This window comes from Deltaproteobacteria bacterium (genome assembly GCA_026712905.1).
Classification (GTDB): domain Bacteria; phylum Desulfobacterota; class Binatia; order UBA9968; family JAJDTQ01; genus JAJDTQ01.
On record JAPOPM010000078.1, the window covers coordinates 1 to 20,335 of the forward strand.

The 20,335-nt window shown below is 65.0% G+C and carries 18 protein-coding genes; 8 read left to right on the forward strand and 10 right to left on the reverse strand.

The window, feature by feature from the left end; all coding sequences use genetic code 11:
- Nucleotides 1-1,632, reverse strand: a 1,632-nt coding sequence (locus tag OXF11_06265) for a fibronectin type III domain-containing protein (protein MCY4486708.1), incomplete at its 3' end; no start/stop codon positions are given.
- Between the two features lie 439 nt (nt 1,633-2,071).
- Here OXF11_06265 and OXF11_06270 point away from each other — a divergent pair.
- The 3 genes from OXF11_06270 (at nt 2,072) to OXF11_06280 (ending at nt 5,056) form a co-directional block, all read left to right on the forward strand.
- The gene (locus OXF11_06270) at nt 2,072-2,317 is read left to right on the forward strand and encodes an AAA family ATPase (GenBank protein MCY4486709.1); all 246 of its coding nucleotides are present in this window, start codon (nt 2,072-2,074) and stop codon (nt 2,315-2,317) included.
- Nucleotides 2,318-2,827: 510 nt separating this feature from the next.
- The gene (locus tag OXF11_06275) at nt 2,828-4,072 is read left to right on the forward strand and encodes a Rieske 2Fe-2S domain-containing protein (protein MCY4486710.1); all 1,245 of its coding nucleotides are present in this window, start codon (nt 2,828-2,830) and stop codon (nt 4,070-4,072) included.
- 99 nt (nt 4,073-4,171) lie between these two features.
- Entirely contained in the window at nt 4,172-5,056 is an 885-nt protein-coding gene (locus tag OXF11_06280) for an NAD(P)-dependent oxidoreductase (protein ID MCY4486711.1), read from the forward strand.
- Nucleotides 5,057-5,138: 82 nt separating this feature from the next.
- On the opposite strand, the gene OXF11_06285 is transcribed toward OXF11_06280, so the two are convergent.
- Nucleotides 5,139-5,519 carry a RidA family protein gene (locus OXF11_06285; GenBank protein MCY4486712.1) on the reverse strand — a complete coding sequence of 127 codons (381 nt, stop codon included), beginning with the start codon at nt 5,517-5,519 and terminating at the stop codon, nt 5,139-5,141.
- 85 nt (nt 5,520-5,604) lie between these two features.
- Here OXF11_06285 and OXF11_06290 point away from each other — a divergent pair, with 85 nt between their 5' ends.
- Both OXF11_06290 and OXF11_06295 read left to right on the forward strand, forming a co-directional pair.
- Nucleotides 5,605-5,796 (forward strand): hypothetical protein, encoded by a 192-nt coding sequence (locus OXF11_06290; GenBank protein ID MCY4486713.1) that lies wholly within the window; start codon nt 5,605-5,607, stop codon nt 5,794-5,796.
- 1 nt (nt 5,797) lies between these two features.
- A complete protein-coding gene (locus tag OXF11_06295; GenBank protein MCY4486714.1) occupies nt 5,798-6,070 on the forward strand; it encodes an HNH endonuclease in 273 nt (90 codons plus the stop codon).
- A gap of 20 nt (nt 6,071-6,090) precedes the next feature.
- Here OXF11_06295 and OXF11_06300 read toward each other — a convergent pair whose 3' ends face one another.
- The 7 genes from OXF11_06300 to rluD form a co-directional block, all read right to left on the reverse strand.
- Nucleotides 6,091-6,522 (reverse strand): hypothetical protein, encoded by a 432-nt coding sequence (locus OXF11_06300; GenBank protein ID MCY4486715.1) that lies wholly within the window; start codon nt 6,520-6,522, stop codon nt 6,091-6,093.
- Nucleotides 6,523-6,677: 155 nt separating this feature from the next.
- A complete protein-coding gene (locus OXF11_06305) occupies nt 6,678-7,430 on the reverse strand; it encodes a sulfite exporter TauE/SafE family protein (GenBank protein ID MCY4486716.1) in 753 nt (250 codons plus the stop codon).
- A complete protein-coding gene (locus OXF11_06310) occupies nt 7,427-9,772 on the reverse strand; it encodes a molybdopterin-dependent oxidoreductase (protein MCY4486717.1) in 2,346 nt (781 codons plus the stop codon). The genes OXF11_06305 and OXF11_06310 overlap by 4 nt, the downstream gene beginning before the upstream one ends.
- Nucleotides 9,773-9,790: 18 nt before the next feature.
- Entirely contained in the window at nt 9,791-13,849 is a 4,059-nt protein-coding gene (locus OXF11_06315) for a hypothetical protein (protein ID MCY4486718.1), read from the reverse strand.
- Nucleotides 13,849-15,114: an ATP-binding protein gene (locus tag OXF11_06320; protein ID MCY4486719.1), complete on the reverse strand. Its 1,266-nt coding sequence runs from the start codon at nt 15,112-15,114 to the stop codon at nt 13,849-13,851. The genes OXF11_06315 and OXF11_06320 overlap by 1 nt, the downstream gene beginning before the upstream one ends.
- A gap of 79 nt (nt 15,115-15,193) precedes the next feature.
- Nucleotides 15,194-15,898 (reverse strand): TlpA disulfide reductase family protein, encoded by a 705-nt coding sequence (locus OXF11_06325; protein MCY4486720.1) that lies wholly within the window; start codon nt 15,896-15,898, stop codon nt 15,194-15,196.
- A gap of 126 nt (nt 15,899-16,024) precedes the next feature.
- Nucleotides 16,025-16,996: a 23S rRNA pseudouridine(1911/1915/1917) synthase RluD gene (rluD, locus tag OXF11_06330; protein MCY4486721.1), complete on the reverse strand. Its 972-nt coding sequence runs from the start codon at nt 16,994-16,996 to the stop codon at nt 16,025-16,027.
- A 420-nt stretch (nt 16,997-17,416) separates the two neighbouring features.
- Between rluD and OXF11_06335 the strand changes: the two genes are divergently transcribed.
- The 3 genes from OXF11_06335 to OXF11_06345 all read left to right on the forward strand — a co-directional run bounded on the left by OXF11_06335 (nt 17,417) and on the right by OXF11_06345 (nt 19,546).
- Nucleotides 17,417-18,781 carry a UbiD family decarboxylase gene (locus tag OXF11_06335; protein ID MCY4486722.1) on the forward strand — a complete coding sequence of 455 codons (1,365 nt, stop codon included), beginning with the start codon at nt 17,417-17,419 and terminating at the stop codon, nt 18,779-18,781.
- The gene (locus tag OXF11_06340) at nt 18,781-19,209 is read left to right on the forward strand and encodes a hypothetical protein (GenBank protein ID MCY4486723.1); all 429 of its coding nucleotides are present in this window, start codon (nt 18,781-18,783) and stop codon (nt 19,207-19,209) included. Before OXF11_06335 ends, OXF11_06340 begins: the two co-directional genes overlap by 1 nt.
- Before the next feature lie 205 nt (nt 19,210-19,414).
- Nucleotides 19,415-19,546 carry a hypothetical protein gene (locus OXF11_06345; protein ID MCY4486724.1) on the forward strand — a complete coding sequence of 44 codons (132 nt, stop codon included), beginning with the start codon at nt 19,415-19,417 and terminating at the stop codon, nt 19,544-19,546.
- 199 nt (nt 19,547-19,745) lie between these two features.
- Here the strand turns inward: OXF11_06345 and OXF11_06350 are convergent.
- Nucleotides 19,746-20,335, reverse strand: a 590-nt coding sequence (locus tag OXF11_06350) for an iron-containing redox enzyme family protein (protein MCY4486725.1), incomplete at its 5' end; no start/stop codon positions are given.

The following is a 20,335-nucleotide window of genomic DNA, read 5'->3' on the forward strand; positions in this document are numbered from 1 at the left end:
ATAGACCGTGCCGTTGTTCAAGGATCGAGCCACCACCCTACTCACTCCGCTGCCGAACGTTAGCCCCCGTGTCCAGGGAAGGGTATCGGGCACGGTTGTGCCCGAGCTATAACGCCATTCGGGGAAGGCAAGGGAGCTGCCTTCATCCGCCGGCGCACTCATGTTCACCGTCACTTGGCCATCGCCCGGCGTGGCGGACACCCCCAGAGGAGCGGTCGGCGCCATCCCTGGCGCACTCGTTCGCGTGGTCGCATGAATCGGCGCTGACGGCCCAGCCCCCTCTGCGTTCACCGCTCGCACCTGGAAGGCGTGCAACTCGCCCTCCGCAAGGTTGCTAACGGTGTACGTCGTCGCCAGACCCACCGATGTCCACGCCACGGTCCCCGAGATGAAGAGACTCTGCGCGTGGCGCACTTCGTAGCGCAACACTTCGGAACCGCCGTCATCCTCCGGCGCCGCCCAACTCAGCGCCACCTCCCCAATGCCCGCCGTGGCGGACACTTCCCGAGGAGCGGTCGGCACCGTCGCAAGCGTGGTCGCCCAGTTCTCGCCTGTCAGTCCTGCTCCCTGAGTGTTCACCGCCCGCACCTCGAAAGTGAACAGCGTGCCCTTGGCCAGATCGGTGAGGGTGTGCGTGTTGGTGAGACCCACCGATGTCCACGCCGCAGTCCCAGTGGTTCCACCCTCCGCGTAGCGCACTGCGTAGCGCGTCAACGCAAATCCGCCGTCCGCCGGTGCCGCCCAACTCAGCGTCACCTCGCCAATGCCCGCCGTGGCGGACAGGTTCCGAGGAGCTGTCGGCCGACCCGCAATCGCTCGGACCCGCACCACCGGCCCGGCTCCATGTGCGTTCGCGGCCCGCACCTCGACGGTATAGAGCGTGCCGTGGTTCAAGGATCGAGCCACCACCGTCGTCACTCCGCTGCCGAACGTTAGTAGCCGTGTCCAGGGAACGGTATCGGGCACGGTTGTGCCCGCGCTATAACGCCATTCGGGGAAGGCAAGGGAGCTGCCTTCATCCGCCGGCGCACTCATGTTCACCGTCACTTGGCCATCGCCCGGCGTGGCGGACACCCCCAGAGGAGCGGTCGGCGCCGTCCCTGGCGCACTCGTTCGCGTGGTCGCAAAAGTCCTCGCTGACGGCCCGTCCCCCTCTGCGTTCACCGCTCGCACCTGGAAGGCGTGCAACTCGCCCTCCGCAAGGTCGCTAACGGTGTACGTCGTCACCAGACCCACCGATGTCCACGCCACGGTCCCCGAGATGAAGAGACTCTGCGCGTGGCGCACTTCGTAGCGCAACACCGCCGAACCCCCGTCATCCAGCGGCTTCGTCCAACTCAGCGTCCCCTCCCCAATGCCCGCCGTGACGGACACCTTCCGAGGAGCGGTCGGCGCCGTCCGCTGGGCATGGGCCGGCGGCGCTTCCGAGAGTACTGCCAGCAAAAACAGGAAAACGGCCACGGATGCCCGGACGGCACATATGGCACCGTAGAGGGTAGATTTGCGCGTAGCGCAGGTCGCCCTGTCCCCGATGCTGTCCGGCGCGTGCGCAATGGCCGTTCCCGCCTCGTACGGTGCGACATGGAACGTTGTCGACGATCGCCGATGCTGCATTTGGGGCTTGATGGGCATTGCCAGCCTCCGTGATAGGCGCAATAAGTGCATTTTACATAACAACAAGTTGGTATTAGGCTTTCTCGCTAGCTCTTGGTCCTCTATGGGAAACCATATCAGATCAAACACAAAGATCAAAAATTCGAGAAAAATTATTGATAGTGAAAAAATTGCTACTAATGAGAGCCGCGCGCGGTGGGCAGCGGCTATCATCACGGACATGGACGGCACGAGCTTCGACGTCTGCCTGGTCAACCGGGGCGAGGTGGAGGTGAGCAAGGAGATGGGTCGCCGCTGGCATGGTCTCGCCCGCGGAGGTGAAGCTCGTCCTTGGCTACGACCCCGATTCCGGCCAGGAAATCCGCTTCGAGGACGGGCTGCTGACCACCGATCGCGCGGTCGGCGACGAACGCAAGACGATCGCACTGATGCGGGCGAGCGCCGCGGCGCCGTGCCGATGCGGGGCCGCGCCGTCGACAAGGCGCTCCGGGGCGGGCCGCTCACCGCCGGGCAGAAGGAGGCTGTGAAGCTCATCCTGTCGTCGGACGACCGCACCGTGGGCGTCCAGGGCTATGCCGGGTCGGGCAAGACCACCATGCTGAGGCGCGCCCGCGCGCTCATGGAGAATAAGGGCTACCAGGTGCTCGCCTCCACCGTGCAGGCCCGGAACCTGCTCCGGATCTATTACAGACAGATTCAATGATGGCGTCAGCGGACTTGGTCCAACGAAACGGCTTTGGATTGACCCGTAGCCACCTCCAGTGCGGCGAACAGCGTGGTGGTGCCATAGCGCGATAGTCATGGGTCCGAGTCGCTCTCGGGCGAACCGCCCCCGCCACTTCGACACCCAACCTGGGCAGACCACGCGCCTCCGTGCGCTGGCCCGCGGCAACGCGCCCGAGGAGTTCCTGTGCCAGTCGCCTTGCCTGGTCCGGGGTAACTCGCCCGGCGCGACCGACGACCACGCGCTTGTTGGGCACCTTGCGTCCACAGTTGCCGGCGCGGTAGTTTAAGACGAACGACTTGGCGCTTGAGGGGTGCACGCGGATACCGAAACCGGTGAGCTTGTCATCCCAGGCGATCCAGGGCTTGTCTTCGGGTTCAAGTGCGTCTACCGCGCGTTTCGTGAGGGTGAGCTTGACCCTGGCGGTGAGTTTGGCAGATTGTTATGCGAATTAACCAGACACCACACTAGCGCTTGGCGGACGGATAGTTGAGCGAGGTTGAGCGCGTGGACACGTTCAAAAGCACCAACAAGGACATTCCGCGGGTGGGGCGCGGCACGCCGGGCGGCGAGTGGCTGCGGCGCTACTGGCTCGCGGTGGGCACCGAGGGGGAGTTGCACGATGTCCCCCAGGCGGTGCGCGTGCTGGGGGAGGACCTGGTGCTGTTCCGCGACTTCCAGGGACGGCTGGGGCTCATCGGCCGGAATTGCTCGCACCGGGGCTCGTCCCTGGAATACGGCGACATCGAGGAGCGCGGCATCCGCTGCCCCTACCACGGCTGGCTCTACGACGTCTCGGGCAACTGCCTGGAGCAGCCGTCCGAACCGCCGGAGACGAGTTTCTGCGCCAAGGTGAAGCATCCGGCCTATCCCGCGCGTGCGCTGGGCGGGCTGATCTTCGCCTACATGGGGCCGGACCCCGACAATCCGCCGCCCCTGCCCAACTATTCCCCGTTGGTGGACCACGGCGGGCAGCGGCTGGTGGAGAGCACGCGCCACTTCGACTACAACTGGTTCAACTTCTACGAGAACAGCGCCGACCCCTGCCACGTGTGGATTCTCCACAGCCGTAGCGCCTACGGCGAGCAGACCTGGGGCGGCTCGTTCTTCAGCGCCGAGAGCCCGCCGGCCTATGAGCCGGTGGAGACGCCCTACGGCATGAAGATCGTCATGTCCAAGCCCGGCCCGGGGGAAGGCACGGAGTTCGTCGACGAGATGAGCCTGGGGCTGCCGAGCATCCTGCAGGTGGGCGACACCGAGTTCGTGCACGCGCGGGTGGAGCCGGAAGTGCTGGAGAGGGTGGGTTCCAACTACGAGCACTTCATGTTCCTCACGCCCAACGACGACGACCACTTCATGCTGTTCACCGTGGACTACTACACCGGCCCGGACCCCGACATCTTCGAGCGGCTGGGGAAGATGCGCAAGCGCGAGGCCCCCAAGGCCGAGGTCAAGCCCTACGACCGGCGCCCACTCATGCCGTTCCGCGGCAACATCCGCCAGGAAGACATCGTCACCCAGGGCACCCAGCGGCTCCTGGGCGAGCGCGAGGAGCGCCTCGGCACCTCCGACCGCGGCGTCATCATGCTGCGCCGCATGGTCCGCGACGCCATCGACGCCGTGGCCGCGGGCCGGGAGCCCAAGGCGCTGCGGCTGGACCAGAATGCCGAGGGGCTGGTGAAGCTCGACTCGTTCGTGGGGGGGCGAGCCAGAGAGTCGCAACGGCCGGTGTGAGGAGACGTCGGTCGGCCGCTCCTGCCGGTCAGTCCGGGTTTATTGAGGGTCCAGCCCGGAGGAAGGCGTCCCAGGGGCTCGCATGTGGATGGTTTACGGATGCCGAAAGTCGTAGTCACCGGCGGCAGCGGACGGCTCGGACAGCAGGCCATCGGCCACTTGCTGGAGCACGGCTACGAGATCCTGAGCCTGGACATCGCGCCGCCGCCGGCGAAGCTGTGCGACTCCTGGCTGTGCGACCTGCGCCGCTCGGGCGATCTCTACGAGGCCTTCAAGGGCGCCTCCGCCGCCGTCCACCTGGGCGCCTACCAGGCCCCCAATCTGGCGCCCGATTGCGAAACCTTCAGCAACAACGTCAGCGCCACGTACAACGTGCTCAAGGCCGCCGTGGACTTGGGCGTCCCGCGTGTCGTGTGCGCGTCGAGCATCGCCGCCTACGGCTTCCTGTATGCCCCGAAGATATGGGCGCCCGACTACCTGCCTCTGGACGAGGCCCATCCGTGCCGGCCCCAGGACCCCTACGCCCTCTCGAAGGTGTTCGGCGAGCAACTCGCCGATTCCTGCACGGGCTACAGCGACCTCACCGTGGTGAGTCTCCGGTTCAGCGGCGTCAACTTCGACTTGACCTACGGGGAGTTGCCGCGGCGCTGGGCCGACCCCGCGGTGAGGATGGGAACGTTCTGGAGCTACGTGGACGCGCGCGACGCCGCCGTGGCATGCCGTCTGGCGCTGGAGGCGCCGCTGTCCGGGCACGAGGTCTTCAACATCGCCGCGCCCACGAGCCGGTACCCGGAGCCCACGGACGAGTTGGTGCGGCGATACGTACCCGGCGCGAGGATCAAGGAAGGCTACTCGGGCCACTGGGGCGGCCTCGACGTCACCAAGGCCGCCGAAACGCTCGGCTTCGTGGCCGCGCATGTCTGGCGCGACTACCTGAACCCCGACGGCACCGCCAAGACTCCGGCTCCCTCCGAGCCGGAGTGACGCCTGACGACCCCTTCTTCCCGCGGGCGGCCGTCACGGACCAGCCCGGTGTTCCGCGTCGCCGGGCTGGCTCACCCCGTCGCTACGCCAGCGCCACGACGTCGACCTCCACCAACGCCGCTTTCGGCAGCCCCGCCACCGCCACCGTTGTGCGGGCGGGCTTGCTGGAACCCAGGTAGCCCTCGTAGATGGCGTTGACGGCGCCGAAGTCGGCCATGTCGTTCAGGTAGATGGTCGTTTTCACGGCATTGTCCCAGGAGGTGCCGGCGGCTTCCAGGACCGCGGTGACGTTGTCCAGGACCCGGCGCGCCTGGTCTTCCACGCCCCCCGCCACCAACTCGCCGGTCTCGGGCACCAGCGCGATCTGTCCCGCGGTGTAGACGAACCCGTTGGCCTTGATGGCCTGCTCGTAAGGGCCGATGGCCGCGGGCGCCTTGTTCGTATGGATCACTTCGATGGACATACTCTCTCCCTATAGACTGTTGGAATTCCTTGAAATCTACTAGAAACAGGAGGATGAAGTTAGACTTCCGCCGGAGCGACGAGCCATGAGGCTGATCACCGCCCACAAGATACTCATCGGGACGTCCGTCGTTTTCTTCATCTTCTTCAGCGGCTGGGAGCTGACGAACTTCCTCGGCGCCGGCGGGGGTTGGGCCCTGGCCCGGAGCATCCTCTACCTCGGCGTCGCCGGGGGCTTCGCCGTCTACTTCAGGACCCTCAAGAACAAGGTGCTGTGAAATGACGCCGGACCCCGATGCCTTCCTCGTCCCGGTCACCGAGGAGGAGATCCGCCGCGAGCGCCGGAAGGCTCGGGAGCTGCGCGAGAGCCAGTGGTGGAAGAACCGGACCAGCCAAGGCGTTTGCGCTCACTGCGGCGGCCGGTTCCCGCCGCGCGAGCTGACCATGGACCACCTCGTGCCCGTCATCCGTGGCGGGAAGAGCACCAAGGGCAACGTCGTGCCGAGTTGCAAGACTTGCAACACCGCCAGGAAACACAGCCTGCCGTTCTGATCCGCGGGGATTTGCAGCGTTTACTTGGGCAAGTAGTCGCTGCGCAATCGCAATATCCGGACAGTCCCGTGGAGGCCGTACTCGGTCACGTCGTCGAAGACGGCCTTGACCTTCTCGTTCGCCCAATACTTCCCGGCGTCTTCCATGCTGTCGAACTCGAACTCCACCACGCGGTGCGGTGATGCGCCGTAATAATCGTCGTAGGAGGTGATGCGCCGCACTTCGGCGGGAGCCGTGAGATCCTTGGCAACGCTGTTCACCCAGGCGATGTACTTGTCCTTGCCGCCCACGGGATAATCCACCGTGAAAACGTACTTCACGGCAGCCCGGCTCTTGGCGGCTTCCTGCCCGTGGGCCGCCGGCACTTCCAGGAACCAATGGGGTGCGAGCAGGGTGAGTGCGATCAGTCCGGCCGATGCCGCGGCAAGTTGCAGAGTCCGTCGATAGGTCATGGTGCGTTTCCTTTCGTTCGTGATCGATCAGCGGAGTTGTTGATGGATGGTTATTGATAACTGCGGGGTTGACCAGCGTCAATGGGGCCGTGGTCCCCGTGTGGGAATGGATCGGGTCGAGGCTCGTGGGCGCCGAAGTCCGGCGGCCGGCGGCCTCACGCCAGGGTCAACGCCGATCGCGCGGTGATGTAGGCCCCCAGCATCAACAGGCCCACAAAGAGAATCTGCCGGAAGCGCTCCTCGGAGAGCCGCTTGCGGATGCGCTGGCCGGCTGCCATGCCGAGGGCCGCGGGCGCCAGTGCCGCCCCGGACCAGGCGCCGAAGGACAGGTCGAGCACACCGTTGCCCCGGAGCGCCAAGGCCAGCGCCACCGTCGACAGCGTGAAGAATATGCCCATGGCCTGCACCAGCATGTCGCGGGAGAGGCCGATGGCCTGAAGGTACAGGACACCGGGCACGACGAAGGACCCGGTCATCCCGGTCACGACCCCGTTGACGATGCCGATCAAGGGGCCCCAGCAAGTCTCTTGCCGGGAGGTGAGCGTCATGCGCACACCGGCCAGATTCAGCCCCGCGTAAATCACCAGCAGCAGCCCCAGCAGTGCCGACAGCCACGCCAGGTCCACCCGCGCCAGCGCCAGGGCGCCGATCCACACCGTGCCGGTCGCCGTGACCAGGAAAGGCCAGATGCGCGACAGGATGGCGCGGCCGTTGCCGCCCACGGCCGCCTGCCAGACGTTGGTGGCAAAGGATGGCACCAACAGCAGCACCATGGCGGTGGTGAGGTCGAAGGCCACGGTCAGCAGGCCGAGGCTCACCGTGGGCAGGCCGAAGCCCACCAGACCCTTGACGCCGCCCGCGAGCAGGAAAACGGCGAAGATGATGGCGGCGGTCAGCGGGTCGGTCATGCCGGGGCGTTACAGGGCACCAGGCGGCACGGGTAGGAGCGGTGCGGCACCGAGCCGGTGATGGGGTCGATGACGTCGTTGTCGATGATGAGATTGACGTTTGCACCCGCGGCGCTGAAAGGGTCGTAGCCCGGTAGCCCCAGATCGGGGCAGCCCTGCCACCAGCCGTGCATGACGCGCACGACTCCGCGGGGAAGCTCGGTGTTGAGATGCGCTTTCATGGTGACGGCGGCCACTTTCGTCTCCACGCGTACCGGCGCCCGCGCCGCAATGCCGAGACCCGTGGCATCCTCGGGATGGATCTCCACCAGCGGCTCCGGGGTCTTGGCCCGCAGCGACGGCACCGACCGGTGCTGTCCGTGGCAGAAGTTGATGGCCTTGGCGGTGGTCAGGGTGAACGGATAGTCGCGCACTACCTCGCCGCCGAACCCGGACTCGCTCGGGGTGAAGTCGGGCAGCGGCGCGTAGCCCTGCTCCTGAAACGGGATGGAGTAGATCTCCACCAGCCGCGAGCGCGTGTCGAACCCTTTCTCCAGGTACTTGCGGTAGCGCGTTTCCCTGGGCAAGGACAGACCGCCCGGGTGCTCCTTCAGCTCCGCCACGGTGATGCCGGCGGGTTCCAGCATGTAGTCCAGCGCCGCCTCCCGGTCGCCGTGCCAGAAGTGTTCGTCGAAGCCCATCCTGCCGGCGAGGTCGAAGAGGATGTCGGCGTCGGAGCGGCACTCGTGTTGCGGCGGCACCACCGGCGCCCGGTACTGCAACCACGTGCTCGTGGCCGCCCCCTGGTCGAAGGAGCCCTTCACGTGCCAGTCCTCCCAGGAGGTGGCCGCGGGCAGAAGGAAGTCGGCGTAGCGCCCCGCCGGGGTCTCGTAGAAGTCGGTCTGCACGTAGAGGTCGAGTTCCTGGAGCGCGCGCCGTCCCCGGAGCGTATCGCCGTTGGCCATGATGATGTCCCCGCCGAAGCTGAGAAACCCTTTCAGCGGGTAGGGTTCGCCGTCGAGCACCGCACGGTAGGCTTCATAGGCCTGCACCCGGCCGGTGGCCACGGGCCCCAGAGGCCGGGCGTCGAGCCCGAGCCGCTTCCGGGCCTGTTCCTTGGGGAGGAACTTCCGTCCGTCCATCCCGTTGACCGGCGTCTTGGCGAAGCGCACGTTGCCGCCGGGCCGGTCGAGGTTCCCGGTAAGGCTGTAGAACAGGCACACCGCGCGGTTGGTCTGCATGGCGTTGGCGTGCTGTTCCAGCCCGTTGTAGCTGTAGTAGCAGCCCGGCGGGGTGTCGCCGAACAGCCGCACCGCGCGCCGCGCAAGGTCCGGGTCGACCCCGGTGGCCTCGGCCGTGTCTTCCGGCGCGTACCGGTTCAGGTGCCGTTTCAGCAGTTCGAACACCGGAGTGACCCGCTCGATGGCGCCGTCCGCAAGCCGGACCTCGAACGATCCCCCGATGGCCGGACGCGAAACCGCCGTCGGGTTCGCCGGGTCGTGGAACATGAGCCCGTCCGCCGCCTCGTCCCATACCCCGTAGCGTTCGTGCGATCCGCCGGCGACCACCGCGTCCTGGGTCAGCATCTCACCTGAGGCTTCGCGCACGAGCAGGCGCGCGTTGGTCCAGTCGCGGACGAACGCGCCGTCGTAGAGTCCCTCCGCCAGCATGACGTTGAGGAAGCTCAGCGCCAGCAGCCCGTCCGTGCCCGGCCGCACCTTGAGCCAGAGGTCCGCCTTCCGCGTGAGCGGGATCGCCCGCGGGTCGATGACGATGAGCTTGGCGCCGCGCTTGCGCGCCGCGGAGACGCGAATGGCCTGGGTAGGCCATGAGGCGTTGGGGTTGTGCCCCCAGAGCAGGATGCAGGCCGTGTTCTCGAAATCCGGATTCGGAATCCCGCTGCCGTAGGTGTAGCGGGAGCCGTTGTCCTTGTGCCAACTACAGATGTGCCCCGTGGACACCGTGTTGGGGCTGCCGAACAGGCTGGCGAAGCGGATCAGCCACGGCTCGTACTCCGCCGACGCGCTGCCCCCGGACGCCCCCCGGTAGAAGAACACCGACTCCGCGCCGTAGCGCTCCCGCAGCGTCCCCAGCCGCTCGGCGATCTCCGCCATGGCCTCGTCCCACCCCACCCGCACCCAGCCCGGGTCCGGATCGCTCTTGGGGTTGGTGCGCCGCAGCGGCCAGCGCAGCCGCTCCGGGTCGTACACCAGCTCCGGCGCCGCCTGCCCCTTGATGCAGATGCCCCGGTTGGGATGGTCCGCGTCCGGCTCCAGGCGCACGAAGCGTCCGTCCTCCACCGTCGCCACCACGCCACAGCGGGACTTGCTCATGGCGCAATAGGTGCGGATCTTCGAGGTCATGCCCGGCATGCTACCAGATCACGGTTTCGGCTTCGACACGTCGATGACGATGACGGAGATCTTGCGGTGCTCCTCGGGAGAGAGGTTGGCCGCGGCGAGGAGTTGGTCGCGGAGAGCGTCGGGCGTTGCTGGCGGTGGCCCGATTGGCGGGCGTTTGCACAGGTCAGGGCCGAACCAGAAGACGAGGTAGATGCCGTAACCGTCACAGCCGGGATCGCGCGTGTACTTGGGGATCAATTGGTCGCGGATGGCCTTCCAAAGATCGTTGTGGGTGCTCTTCTTGATCTCGATCGGCACGTTGAAGCCGTTGCACGAGGCTCGGATGTCCGCTCTCTTGTCGTCGGCGTAAGTACCTTCAGGCTGGGCGTCGACGGCCTTTGATGCCAATCTTTGTCTCAAGTCGGACAGCAGTGTATCTCGACAGGCGTCTTCCGGCTTAGGGTCCTGTGGCCTATTGTGCGGATCCACGTTCCAGTACTGTCGCCAGTCGGAGGTGTTCCCATGGCGGATGTCCTCCGCCATATCGGCGAGGACATCCATGGTTAGGGCCGCCAAGTCGGATGCATTTGCCGGGCGCCCGTTATCGAGAGTCGCCAATACGTGATCGAGCGTAGGGTGCTGGAAGTGGGCTTCGCGGCGGACCTCGCGTTGTCGGCTAGCCGCGTCCTGCAGTATAGGATGCCAAGGTTTCAACTTGGCGTTTTCGCATAGGCCTTCTAGCGCGTTCCTAGCAGCGTTAGATGGGTCTGCAGCCAAGTCAGCGATGAGGGCATCGATAAAGAAGGGTGTATACGTCCCAGCTCGCGAGTGTGCATTTGTCGCTAACTCGGAGTAGTCGTCTGTCCAGTACGGCCTGTACGAACTGCCGAGGGACGCGATGAGAAGCTCCGACGCGGACCTGTCGAGCCTCGTTACAACAGAACGATCGATGTCGGAAAAGAACTGCGCCATGTGCCGGATCCGCTGTTCGACTCCCGGTCCGGCGAGCATTTTCCTGAGCCTGTCCGTATAGGACGCCGGGTATGCCAACAGCCCTCCGCACAGCCAGTACACGCGTTGTGCCACGTCCATGCTGCGCAGTGCGAGCTTTCTCTCGATGATTTGAAGAAGCAAGTCTTCATCGAGGTGCCGTAGCGCGGCAAGGATCAGCCGCTGCAACATGCTCAGTTGCTCAACCTTCCCGCGAGCCGGGAAGGACTTGAGCAGCGGGCCCAACGCGAGGCGGGCCACCGGTCGGTGGCCATCATCGTGCCCTAGCTCGTAGAGGCCTAGACCGTCGCTCGCGCCTCTTCGCAACGTGGCGCGAATCGACCGAACGAAGGTTCTTGCAACTAGGTCGGGTCGGTCGACCACTACCGCGTGGTACCAGCGAGGTTCCTCGTTCCAGAAGTCCGGGGTCTGGAAGTGAAACGCCAACGCCTGTCGCATGCCAGGCTCGTCCAGAAGGAGTTCGTCGAAACGTGGGTCAACGGCGTGGGACTCGTCGAGTCCCACCAAAAACGGAAGCATCAGAAGGTAGTGCTTCTGTTCGTCGGCGAGCCGGAAGATCTCGTTGTCGTCGGGGAGATCTGTTCTCGTTGGCGTCATGCGAAACGCCTGGACCACCGTGTCAACCAAGTCGTCTCTACCCAGCCAATCTCGAAGCCGCTCTCGCCCTGTTGCAGCTTGCAGGTCCCCGTATCTTCCCAGGTAGCCGGACGCCAAACGGTGTAAGAGCGTGGGGGCGGCCCGGTTTTCTCTCAGCTCTTGCTCGTGGGCTTCGACGTGCTCGCGCCAGTCCTTCCTGCGTTGCCTTCGCTCGTCTTCGCGCTGTCGCCGCCGCACTTTCCAGGCAATCGATTCAGAGGTTCGTTTGGAGTGGCTTTGGTCGCGGTTGCTCGGCAGGTCCCGGTACTTGGCCAGCACACTAGGCGAATGTTTCAAGCACTTTTCGACCGTCGTCTTTGTGACCCGTTGCACTTCTTGGAGGGCGACGACCCTGCTTAGGAAGAACTCAGACGCCGCCGCCGTATTCTCCTCTGCCTTGGCGGCTTCGCCGAGGCACCATTCAGCGAAATCCGACGGCTCCACGGCGGAGAACAGGCGGGTGGATAGCTCACTTGCGAGTTGTGTGGGATCGGAAAAGTGGTCCGCAGCCAGCCGGACGACAGCCTTGTATGAATCCGGATTATTGGTGAGCCACACACCGATGTCGGCCTCGGCGTCTTGGCTGGGGTCAGTCGCCGCGAGGCCAAGCCAGTCGAACAATCGTTGCTGCCTGACTGTTGGAGACCGTTTGAGGTATGCGGACAGGAGGTTGCCTGGAAGCGCGCGCAACCAGCAGGAAGAATCGGCGTCCGCTACCCCCAATGCGCCTTGGCGCCTAGCCTCGACTATAGAGTCCAGAGCGTCGGCGAGCTGTTCGTCCGTCGATTGCGCAGCAAGGGTACCCTCCCAAAAATGGACATACGAACCCATGAGGCTTCGTCTCTTTCGTTCTCGGAGAAATCGGCCGACTTGAGCCGGCGGCAACGTGTCGGGGAAGAGTCTCGTGAGCAAGCGGCCGAGGAGTTGGTCATCAGGATCGGCTACGGCTCCCGCATACACGTCGTCCAGTAGTGTTGTCAGTTCACGATCCACGGCGGCCTCGCCGTTGTTGCTTTGCTGTATGTACGCTTCGAGCGCGGCTTCTCTTACGGTAGGCCAACACTCGCCATCTCTAACGAGGTCCGGGAGCATCGGTATAAGGCCGGGAATCATGGCCCCACGTTCAAGTGAGCGTAGCACTGCGAACGCTAGCGTCTGCCTCCCTCGGGTTGCCTCTGTTGTTGTCAAGATTTCTCTGAACGCCTCTTCCATGTCAGGCGTCGCAATGCCTTCCCATCGCGAGTCCAGATCATGCATTGCGTAAAATACTCGTGGGTCAACCTCCGCCTCTTGTTGCAGCACATGGAGCACGTGGCGTTTCTCGTCAACGGAGAACGTCTTGACGTCTCCGTAAAGGACCGTTCCAAGCGGGTCACGCGCGACGACGTCCGGACGGGCCTTCTTGTTGTGAGCTGCCAACCAAGCCGCCAGACCCCGGAGCCCTGACACGGTTCGCCCGTCGTCGCCCACCAGCAGGGCAAGAACCCGCCGTGTCGGAAGGTGCTTGTCAATCAGACCCGAGAGATAGCGACCGGCAAGAAACTCGGCGATGTGCCGGTGAATGGGCGTGGCCAAGCCGTCGATGTGAGCGAACGCCTTGGTGTGTAGTGTTGTAAGCAGTGCCTCCTGGTGCGTTTCTTTGATGTCGTGTACGTCGATGTAGCCGTCGACCTCGTCCGTCCTGACGGGCAGAAGATATCCTACCCGACCTGAAAGAAGTTGAACGGCGCACAGATATCCCGCCATGCGGAGCATCTCTGAGTCGGCACGTCGAGGGACGGCGTGGAGATGTTGTTCGTTGAACTCGCGAATCAGGGTCGTGCACGCGGCCTCGAACGTATCTGTACGCGTCGTCGGCCAGTCGCCCCCGGCGACGGCCTCCGCCAACAACTTCAGGGTTTGGGGGTTCGACAGCAGCGCGCCAAGCCCGCGGTCCCCCGCCTCGTCGATGAAGCGGTCGATTTCAGCCATTCCTTCGCAGCTCAAGATGTCGCGGATGTTGTCCTCGGAGAGGGGGTCAAGGCGCAGGACTTTGACCACCCCGTCGGGAGACACCGATTCAAGACGACTCCGGTCCGGTGAGCCGAACCAGTCCGCTTCACGACACGATAGCCGAAACGGCGGTCGTCCCAGTGCGTCCAGTTTTGCTCTGATCGCGTCGAGCGGAGCGTGCCCGTCGTTCACTGCGGCGCGCATCTCGTCGAGCCCATCGATAAACAGTGTCTTGCCGTGGTCCCAGTGCGCTGCCCTGAAGGTGGTGAAGTCGCGGACATCACAATATTCTCCCTCGGCAGCCTCCTGTTTGAAGGATGCTGTTTTCCCCGCGCCGGGTGCACCCAAGAGAACGTAGGCGCTGCAATCGCGAAACGCAGCCAACGGCCGCGATTCGGCGCGGCCGCTATTCTTCTTGTCGATGACTTCCGTACAGGTGCGTTCGACGTATTTGTCCATCACGTCTTGAACCAGTCGTTTGCCGGAACCGACAGAAACTCCTCGAGCGCCACCCCATCACCGCCTACCACGACGGTTCGCACCGGGCGGAAACGCTTTCGAAACTCGGCTAGTCCTCGCCGGTCCGCCGTTCCCTGGTGGCTCTTCGCCTCGAAGGCCACCAAGCGAGGTCCCCGTTGAAGCACAAAGTCAACTTCAGATCCGTTTTGTCGCCAATACCAGAGGTGCGTCGGTCCCGTAGCGGAGTTCCACAAATGTGCGCCGACAGCGCTTTCAACCAAACGTCCCCAGAACGTACGATCCGCTTGTGCCTCCTCGAAGGTGTAGCCGGACAAGGCCGACATCAATCCGGTGTTGAGGACGTTGAGCTTCGGGCTGGACGCTCTTCGACGATATATTCCCCCGGTATAGTTCTTGAGTCCCGCCAGCAGGCCGACCCTCTCCATGAGACTCAGATAGCGTGCCAAGGTCGTTGTGTTACCAGCGTCCTGGAGTTGGCCGAGCATTTTCGTGTAGGAGAGGATCTGTCCGGACGATGTGACGCCGACTTCGAACAACTGTTTCAGTAACGCGGGCTTGTCCACCCGTTGCATGGCGAGGATGTCTCGCTCGATGTTGGGCTCCACCAACGCATTGAATATGTAGTCGTGCCAACGGTCGTGATCACCCATGTGTTCCAACGCGCCGGGATATCCGCCGAAGTAGACATACTCCGAGACGGTCAGCCCGAACGCCCTTGACATCTCGGTGAAGGACCAGTGCTTGAGGCTGATTGTCTCGAAGCGCCCCGCCAGGCTCTCCGTCAGACCGCGCTGCATCAAGAGCGGCGCCGAGCCCGACAGTATGACGTGCAGAGGCCGTTGCTCGCGTCGGTCCGCATCCCAGAGCCCCTTGACCGTTTCCGACCATCCGGGCACCTTCTGGATTTCGTCGAGGGCGAGTACATATCCGCGTTCAGACAAGTCGGCGTTCGTGCGGGCATCTCGCCACACATCAACCAACCACATGGTGTCGGGTTCCCGTGGCACTGAAACCAGAGTGTTTGCGGGTGTCGTCTCGGCTGCTCCACCGGGAGCTGGAGTTGATCCTGGGTCGGGTTCATCGACGCTTACGAGGAGAAGTTCACGGTCGAGGGCTTTCTTCGCCTGCTCGATAAGCGTGGTCTTGCCGACTTGCCGTGGCCCGGCGACAAAGATCAGAGTCCGGGGAGTCTCGTCGAGACGTTCGAGGAGGGTACCGAGTTGCTTGCGCTCGTAGAGGGCCATAGAGACAGATTACGCTCTTGAGTAAAATTACTCAAGAGCGTAATCACAACCGCTTTCAGGCCTCCAAGCCCCCTCCGCGCTACCCTCCGAACGTCGACTGGTAGTCCTCCCACGCCTTCGGCCCCGCCCGGTCGAAGACCTTTTCGCGGAGGCCGCCGGCGTACTGGGCGGGGATGAAGTTGATCTTCTCGGTGAGGGAGGGCTTCAGGCGCACGCCCTGGGCGCGCATCTCGTCGGCCATGACGAGGTTGTCCAGCACCACGCGGATCTCGTCGTGGTCGGTCCACATGGCCTTGTAGACGATGCGGCCCTCGTTGCTGACGATGTAGACCATGTTCGGGAGGACGCCGTAGAGCTGGTGCACGGTGCCTTCCAGGTCGTCCACCAGCAGCGGGTTCTCGATGCCGTCCTGGTCGCGGCAGTGGCGCGCGTATTCGAGCTTTTGCTCCGGGTCCTTGTGCGGGCCGTAGTTCTCCCCGGGATGGGGTTCGCGCACGTAGATGGTGAGGAACTCGAAGCCCTTGTCGCGGTAGTTCCGGTACATTTCGTTGAGGGGCGAGACCTCGCCCACGAAGGGCGGTCAGGTGATGCTGCCGAACTCCAGCAGCACGTGTTTGTTGCCCTTGAACGCCGAGAGCCGGACCTGTTCGCCTTCCAGGGTCGGAAGGGTGAAGTCCGGAGCCTCCTCCCCGGCCCGCAGGCGCGCGGCGAATTCGCCGGCCTTGGCGGAACTCTCCGAACGGTTGAAGGTTTCGTAGTTGTAGGCGCTGACTGATGGACCCATTTGTAATCTCCTTTGCCTTGGTGGTCCGCCACGGGGCCGGTCCGAATGGCGGGATTCTACTACCAAACGAAGGGGTAAAGGAACCCGGGTCAAGTCTCCAAATGGCGACGCCGCCCGAGCCCGGGGTCACGAACGCGCGTCTTCCGCGAGCGCCTCCACGAGCGCGCGCATGTCGGCCGGCATGGGCGCCGTCCATTCCATGGGCTCGCCCGTTTCCGGGTGGCTCAGCCCGAGGCGCTCCGCGTGCAGAGCCTGCCGTCGAAAGCCGCGCAACAGCTCCGTGACGCGGGCGCCCTGGCCCTTGACAGCCCCTGCGCCGTGCCCGCCGTAGACCGGATCGCCCATTACCGGATGTCCGATGTGGACCATGTGCACGCGGATCTGGTGGGTGCGGCCGGATTCCAGCCGTACCCGGAGCAGGGTGTGACTCCGGTAGGCCGCTTTCACCGAGTAGTGGCTGGTGGCCTCCTTGCCGCGTGGCTGCACCGACATGCGGGTGCGGTGAACCGGGTGCCGGCCGATGGGCGCCGTGACGGAGCCACCGATGCGCACGACGCCGCGCACCAAGGCCAGGTATTCCCGCTTGATGCGCCGCGCCTGCAGCTCCCGGACAAGCCGCAAGCGCACGGCGTCGGTCTTGGCCACCACCAGGAGGCCCGAGGTGTCCTTGTCCAGCCTATGCACGATACCGGCGCGCGGCACGGTCTCGAGGGAGGGGGCGTGGTGCATGACGGCATTCAGCAGGGTGCCCTCGGCATTGCCGGCGCCGGGATGGACCACCATGCCCGGGGGTTTGTTGATCACCAGCAGGGCGCCGTCTTCGTGGATGACTTCAAGCGGAATGGGTTGCGCCTTCCAGGAAAGCTCCGCGGGCTCCGGCAGTTCCATCTCGATGCGGGCTCCGGCCGCGACCTTGTCCGAGCACTCCGGGACGCGGTCGTCGAGGCGCACGTGTCCGTCGCGCACGAGCCGTTGCAGGCGGGAACGCGAGTGGTCGGGCAGGAGCGCCGCCAAGGCCGCGTCCAGGCGTTTGCCGTGGAGGGTCTGGGGCACCGTCAGGCGGATCTCGGACGCGGGTTCGGGTGTCGTTGTCCTCATGTAGACGAAGGGCGCCGGCGGATTCGTGCCGGGCCAGCCGAGAGCTTGTCCCTTTCGTCTGGTGATTGCAACAAACTTGATCGCGGCCGGCCGCGCCGGCTGGATTCCTATTTTCCAGGCTGTGTCGATGCTCCGCTCGCACACGAAATGGCGCTGACGCCCAGCTCCGTCATTCCCGCGGAAGCGGGAATCCAGGTGGGGTGAGGCGTGGCATACGCCCGAGTTGCCCCTCTCCACCCCTGGATTCCCGCTTCCGCGGGAATGACGGAGCTGGGTGGCCGTGTCCTTTCCTGTCGGAGCGGAGTTTTGGCACAGCCTGTTTCGTGGGAATGGTGCGAGGGGAGGGTGGTCCGGTCGGGCCAGGCCTCGAACGTTGCAACCGACGTTGACGGCCGTGCGGTCGGGCCGTAGACTCGGGCGATGGACCTGCGAACCTATCTCGACTCCGTCAGGCAACTCGCCCCCGAACGCCTGCTGGAGGTCACGGACAAGCACGACATCAACCTGGAAGTCTGCGCCATGATCGCGGACCTGGAGAAGCAAAAGCGCGAGCCGCTGCTGCTCTTCTCCAACATCGACAACCTGAGCGGCGAGCCGTCGGAGTTCCCGCTGCTGATGAACACGTTCGCGTCGCGCGCGGCCTGCGCGGTGGCGCTGGGGCTTTCGCCGGAGCAGGCGGGCCGCGAACTGATGCTGGAGTTCCAGACGCGCGAGGCGCGGCGCGAGAAGCCCGTGGTGGTAGACGCCGCGGACGCGCCGGTGAAGCAGGTGAGTATGGACCCCAACCTGCACTTCCTGCCGGTGCTGACGCACCACACGGCCGATCTCGGTCCCTACCTCACCATGACCTGGGCCGCCCGCGACCCGGACACGGGCGTCTACAACTCCTCGTTCCACCGGTGCTACGTGCGCGACCCCAACCACCTGATCATGTTCTTCGAGCGCCGGCACCTGTGGGATTACTACGTGCGCGCGGAGGCGCGCGGCGAGGCGCTGCCGGTGGCCTGCGTCATCGGCCACCACCCGGCCTACTACCTGGGCAACTGCATCCTCAACGGCATCGCCGCGGACGAATACGAGAGCATCGGCGGACTCATGGGCGAACCCTTACGGCTGGTGCCGTCGGAGACCTTCGGCGACGAGCTGCTGGTGCCCGCGGACGCGGAGATGGTCATCGAAGGCCGAGTGCTGCCGCACCAGCGGGAAGTGGAGGGCCCCTTCGGAGACTTCACCGGCCTGTACGGCCCCGCGGGCGAATCGCCGGTGGTGGAAGTCACCGCCATCACGCACCGCCAGGATGCCATGTGCATGGACATCCTGGCGGGGCACCGCGACCACCGCCTGCTGGGGGCGGTGCCCAAGGAAGGCAGCATCTACCGCAACGTGCGCGCGGTGGTGCCCACGGTCCAGTCCGTGTGCCTGCCCCTGAGCGGCGCCGGCCGGTTCCACTGCTACATCAGCATCGACAAGCGCTGCGAGGGCGAGGCCAAGCTGGCCGCCATGGCCGCGTTCACGGCCTCGGAACTCATCAAGCACGTGGTGGTGGTGGACGCCGACATCGACGTGTACGACGAGGAGGAGGTGCTGTGGGCGGTGGCCACGCGGGTGGACGCGGCCACCGACATCGCCGTCATCGACCGCGTCAAGGGCAGCCGCCTGGATCCGGTGCATCCGGGCAAGGACTGGGGCTCGAAGCTCATCATCGACGCGTGCCGCAATGAGGAGATCGAGTTCCCGGAGCGCATCGCCGCGGCGCCGTACCGGCGGAAGGAGGGAGCTTCTTGATGATACGGGCGGGAGCGGAGCCGCACGTCAGGGTCGAGCAGACCGCATGCGCGGGGAGCGACGGGGGTTGGCGCATCGCATGGCGCATCACGAACCTCACCGCGTCGGAGTTGCGGCTGTTGGATGTACGCTTCCCGCACGGGCAATTCCGCGGCGGCCTCATGGAGTTGTCGGAACTGACCATCGCGCCTCGGGGCAGTGCCGCCCTCGAGGCTGGAGTTGCCTGCCAGGGCGGCCCCACCGATGTGGTGGAGAACGCATTCCTGATCACCACGGTTGAATGGCGGAATGTGCGGTGGCGCATCCTCGCGCGCTTGACCGTGCGCTTCGCGGAGGATGGCTCACCCGCGGTGACGACGGAGCTTGTGACGGTTCAGCGGGTTGGGTTCTCGAACCCCGCGCGCCATGTTCCCACGTCTGAAGTTTGACGGAATGCCAAGGGAATGGCACTAACGGACGAGCAACGTAGCTCCCCGTGCAAACCGGGTTCAAGCCTACGGTTCGCAGGCGAACACGCCGAGGGGGGTGCACCGTCTCTGAAGGGAAAGCATGACCGAACGCGAGAAATACATTTTCAAGCGCATGAACGGCTGATACCGCAATTGAGGCCTCGGCTTCGAAGAGACCGCGGGTATGGTCTCCAACACGCTTGACATGGAACTCGACGACCTCGTCGCGACGCTGAAGCACGTCCGCGAGACCTCCGGCAAGGATTCGGACTACCTGGAGGCGCGTGCGTCGCTGCCGGACGACTGGCCGATCTGAAGGAAGGCACCAGAGGCACGAGGGCGCGGCCCCCGGCGCCCGGAACGTCATTCCGGCGGTACAGGCTGTGTCACCCCTCCAGGCGGAGGCGTTACGCATACGTCATTTCCGCGAAAGCGGCTGTGTCATAAAACGGATGCGGCAGAGTCCCCTCGAATCGTCATTCCCGCGAAAGCGGGAATGACGATTCGGGCGTCGCTTACGCCTCGCGTACTTCCGGCGCGGCCTCGGGCCGACTCGGATCCAGCGGCCGGACGCCCGGCCAGAAGTCCCGCCAGCCGGTCATGGCCTGGACGTGGCCGTCCCACTCCAGCGTAAAGGCGGTGATGCCGAGCTTGACGGCGCGGAGGATCTTCTCGCGCGTCTCCTCATCCGTGGCGGCCCGGCGAAGCGTGTCGATCTGCCGGGAGCCGTGGCCCACGTCCTGCTCCGCGTGAATGCGGTACGTTTCCACCTGCCGTTCCGAGAAGCCGTAGTGTCCCACCAGTTCCTTGTAGGCCCGGGCGGCGGCGCCGTCAGGCCCGCCGTGCTGGCTCTCCACGAAGGCGAGCATGGCCACGCCTTCGAGCGCGGACCTGCGCTGGCAGCAGCCGATGATCATCTCGATGGCCGCCAGGGTGCCCGGCGCGGGCTCGGCGTTGTCGGCTTCCTCGCGCGAGATGCCGGCTTCCTCCAGGAACTGGTACATGATGTCCACGTGGCTGCGCTCACCCGACAACTCTTCCAGGAAGTTCTCCAGCACCACGTCCGCCAGCCCCTGTTCCCGGTTCGCCACCGCGTTGACCGCCA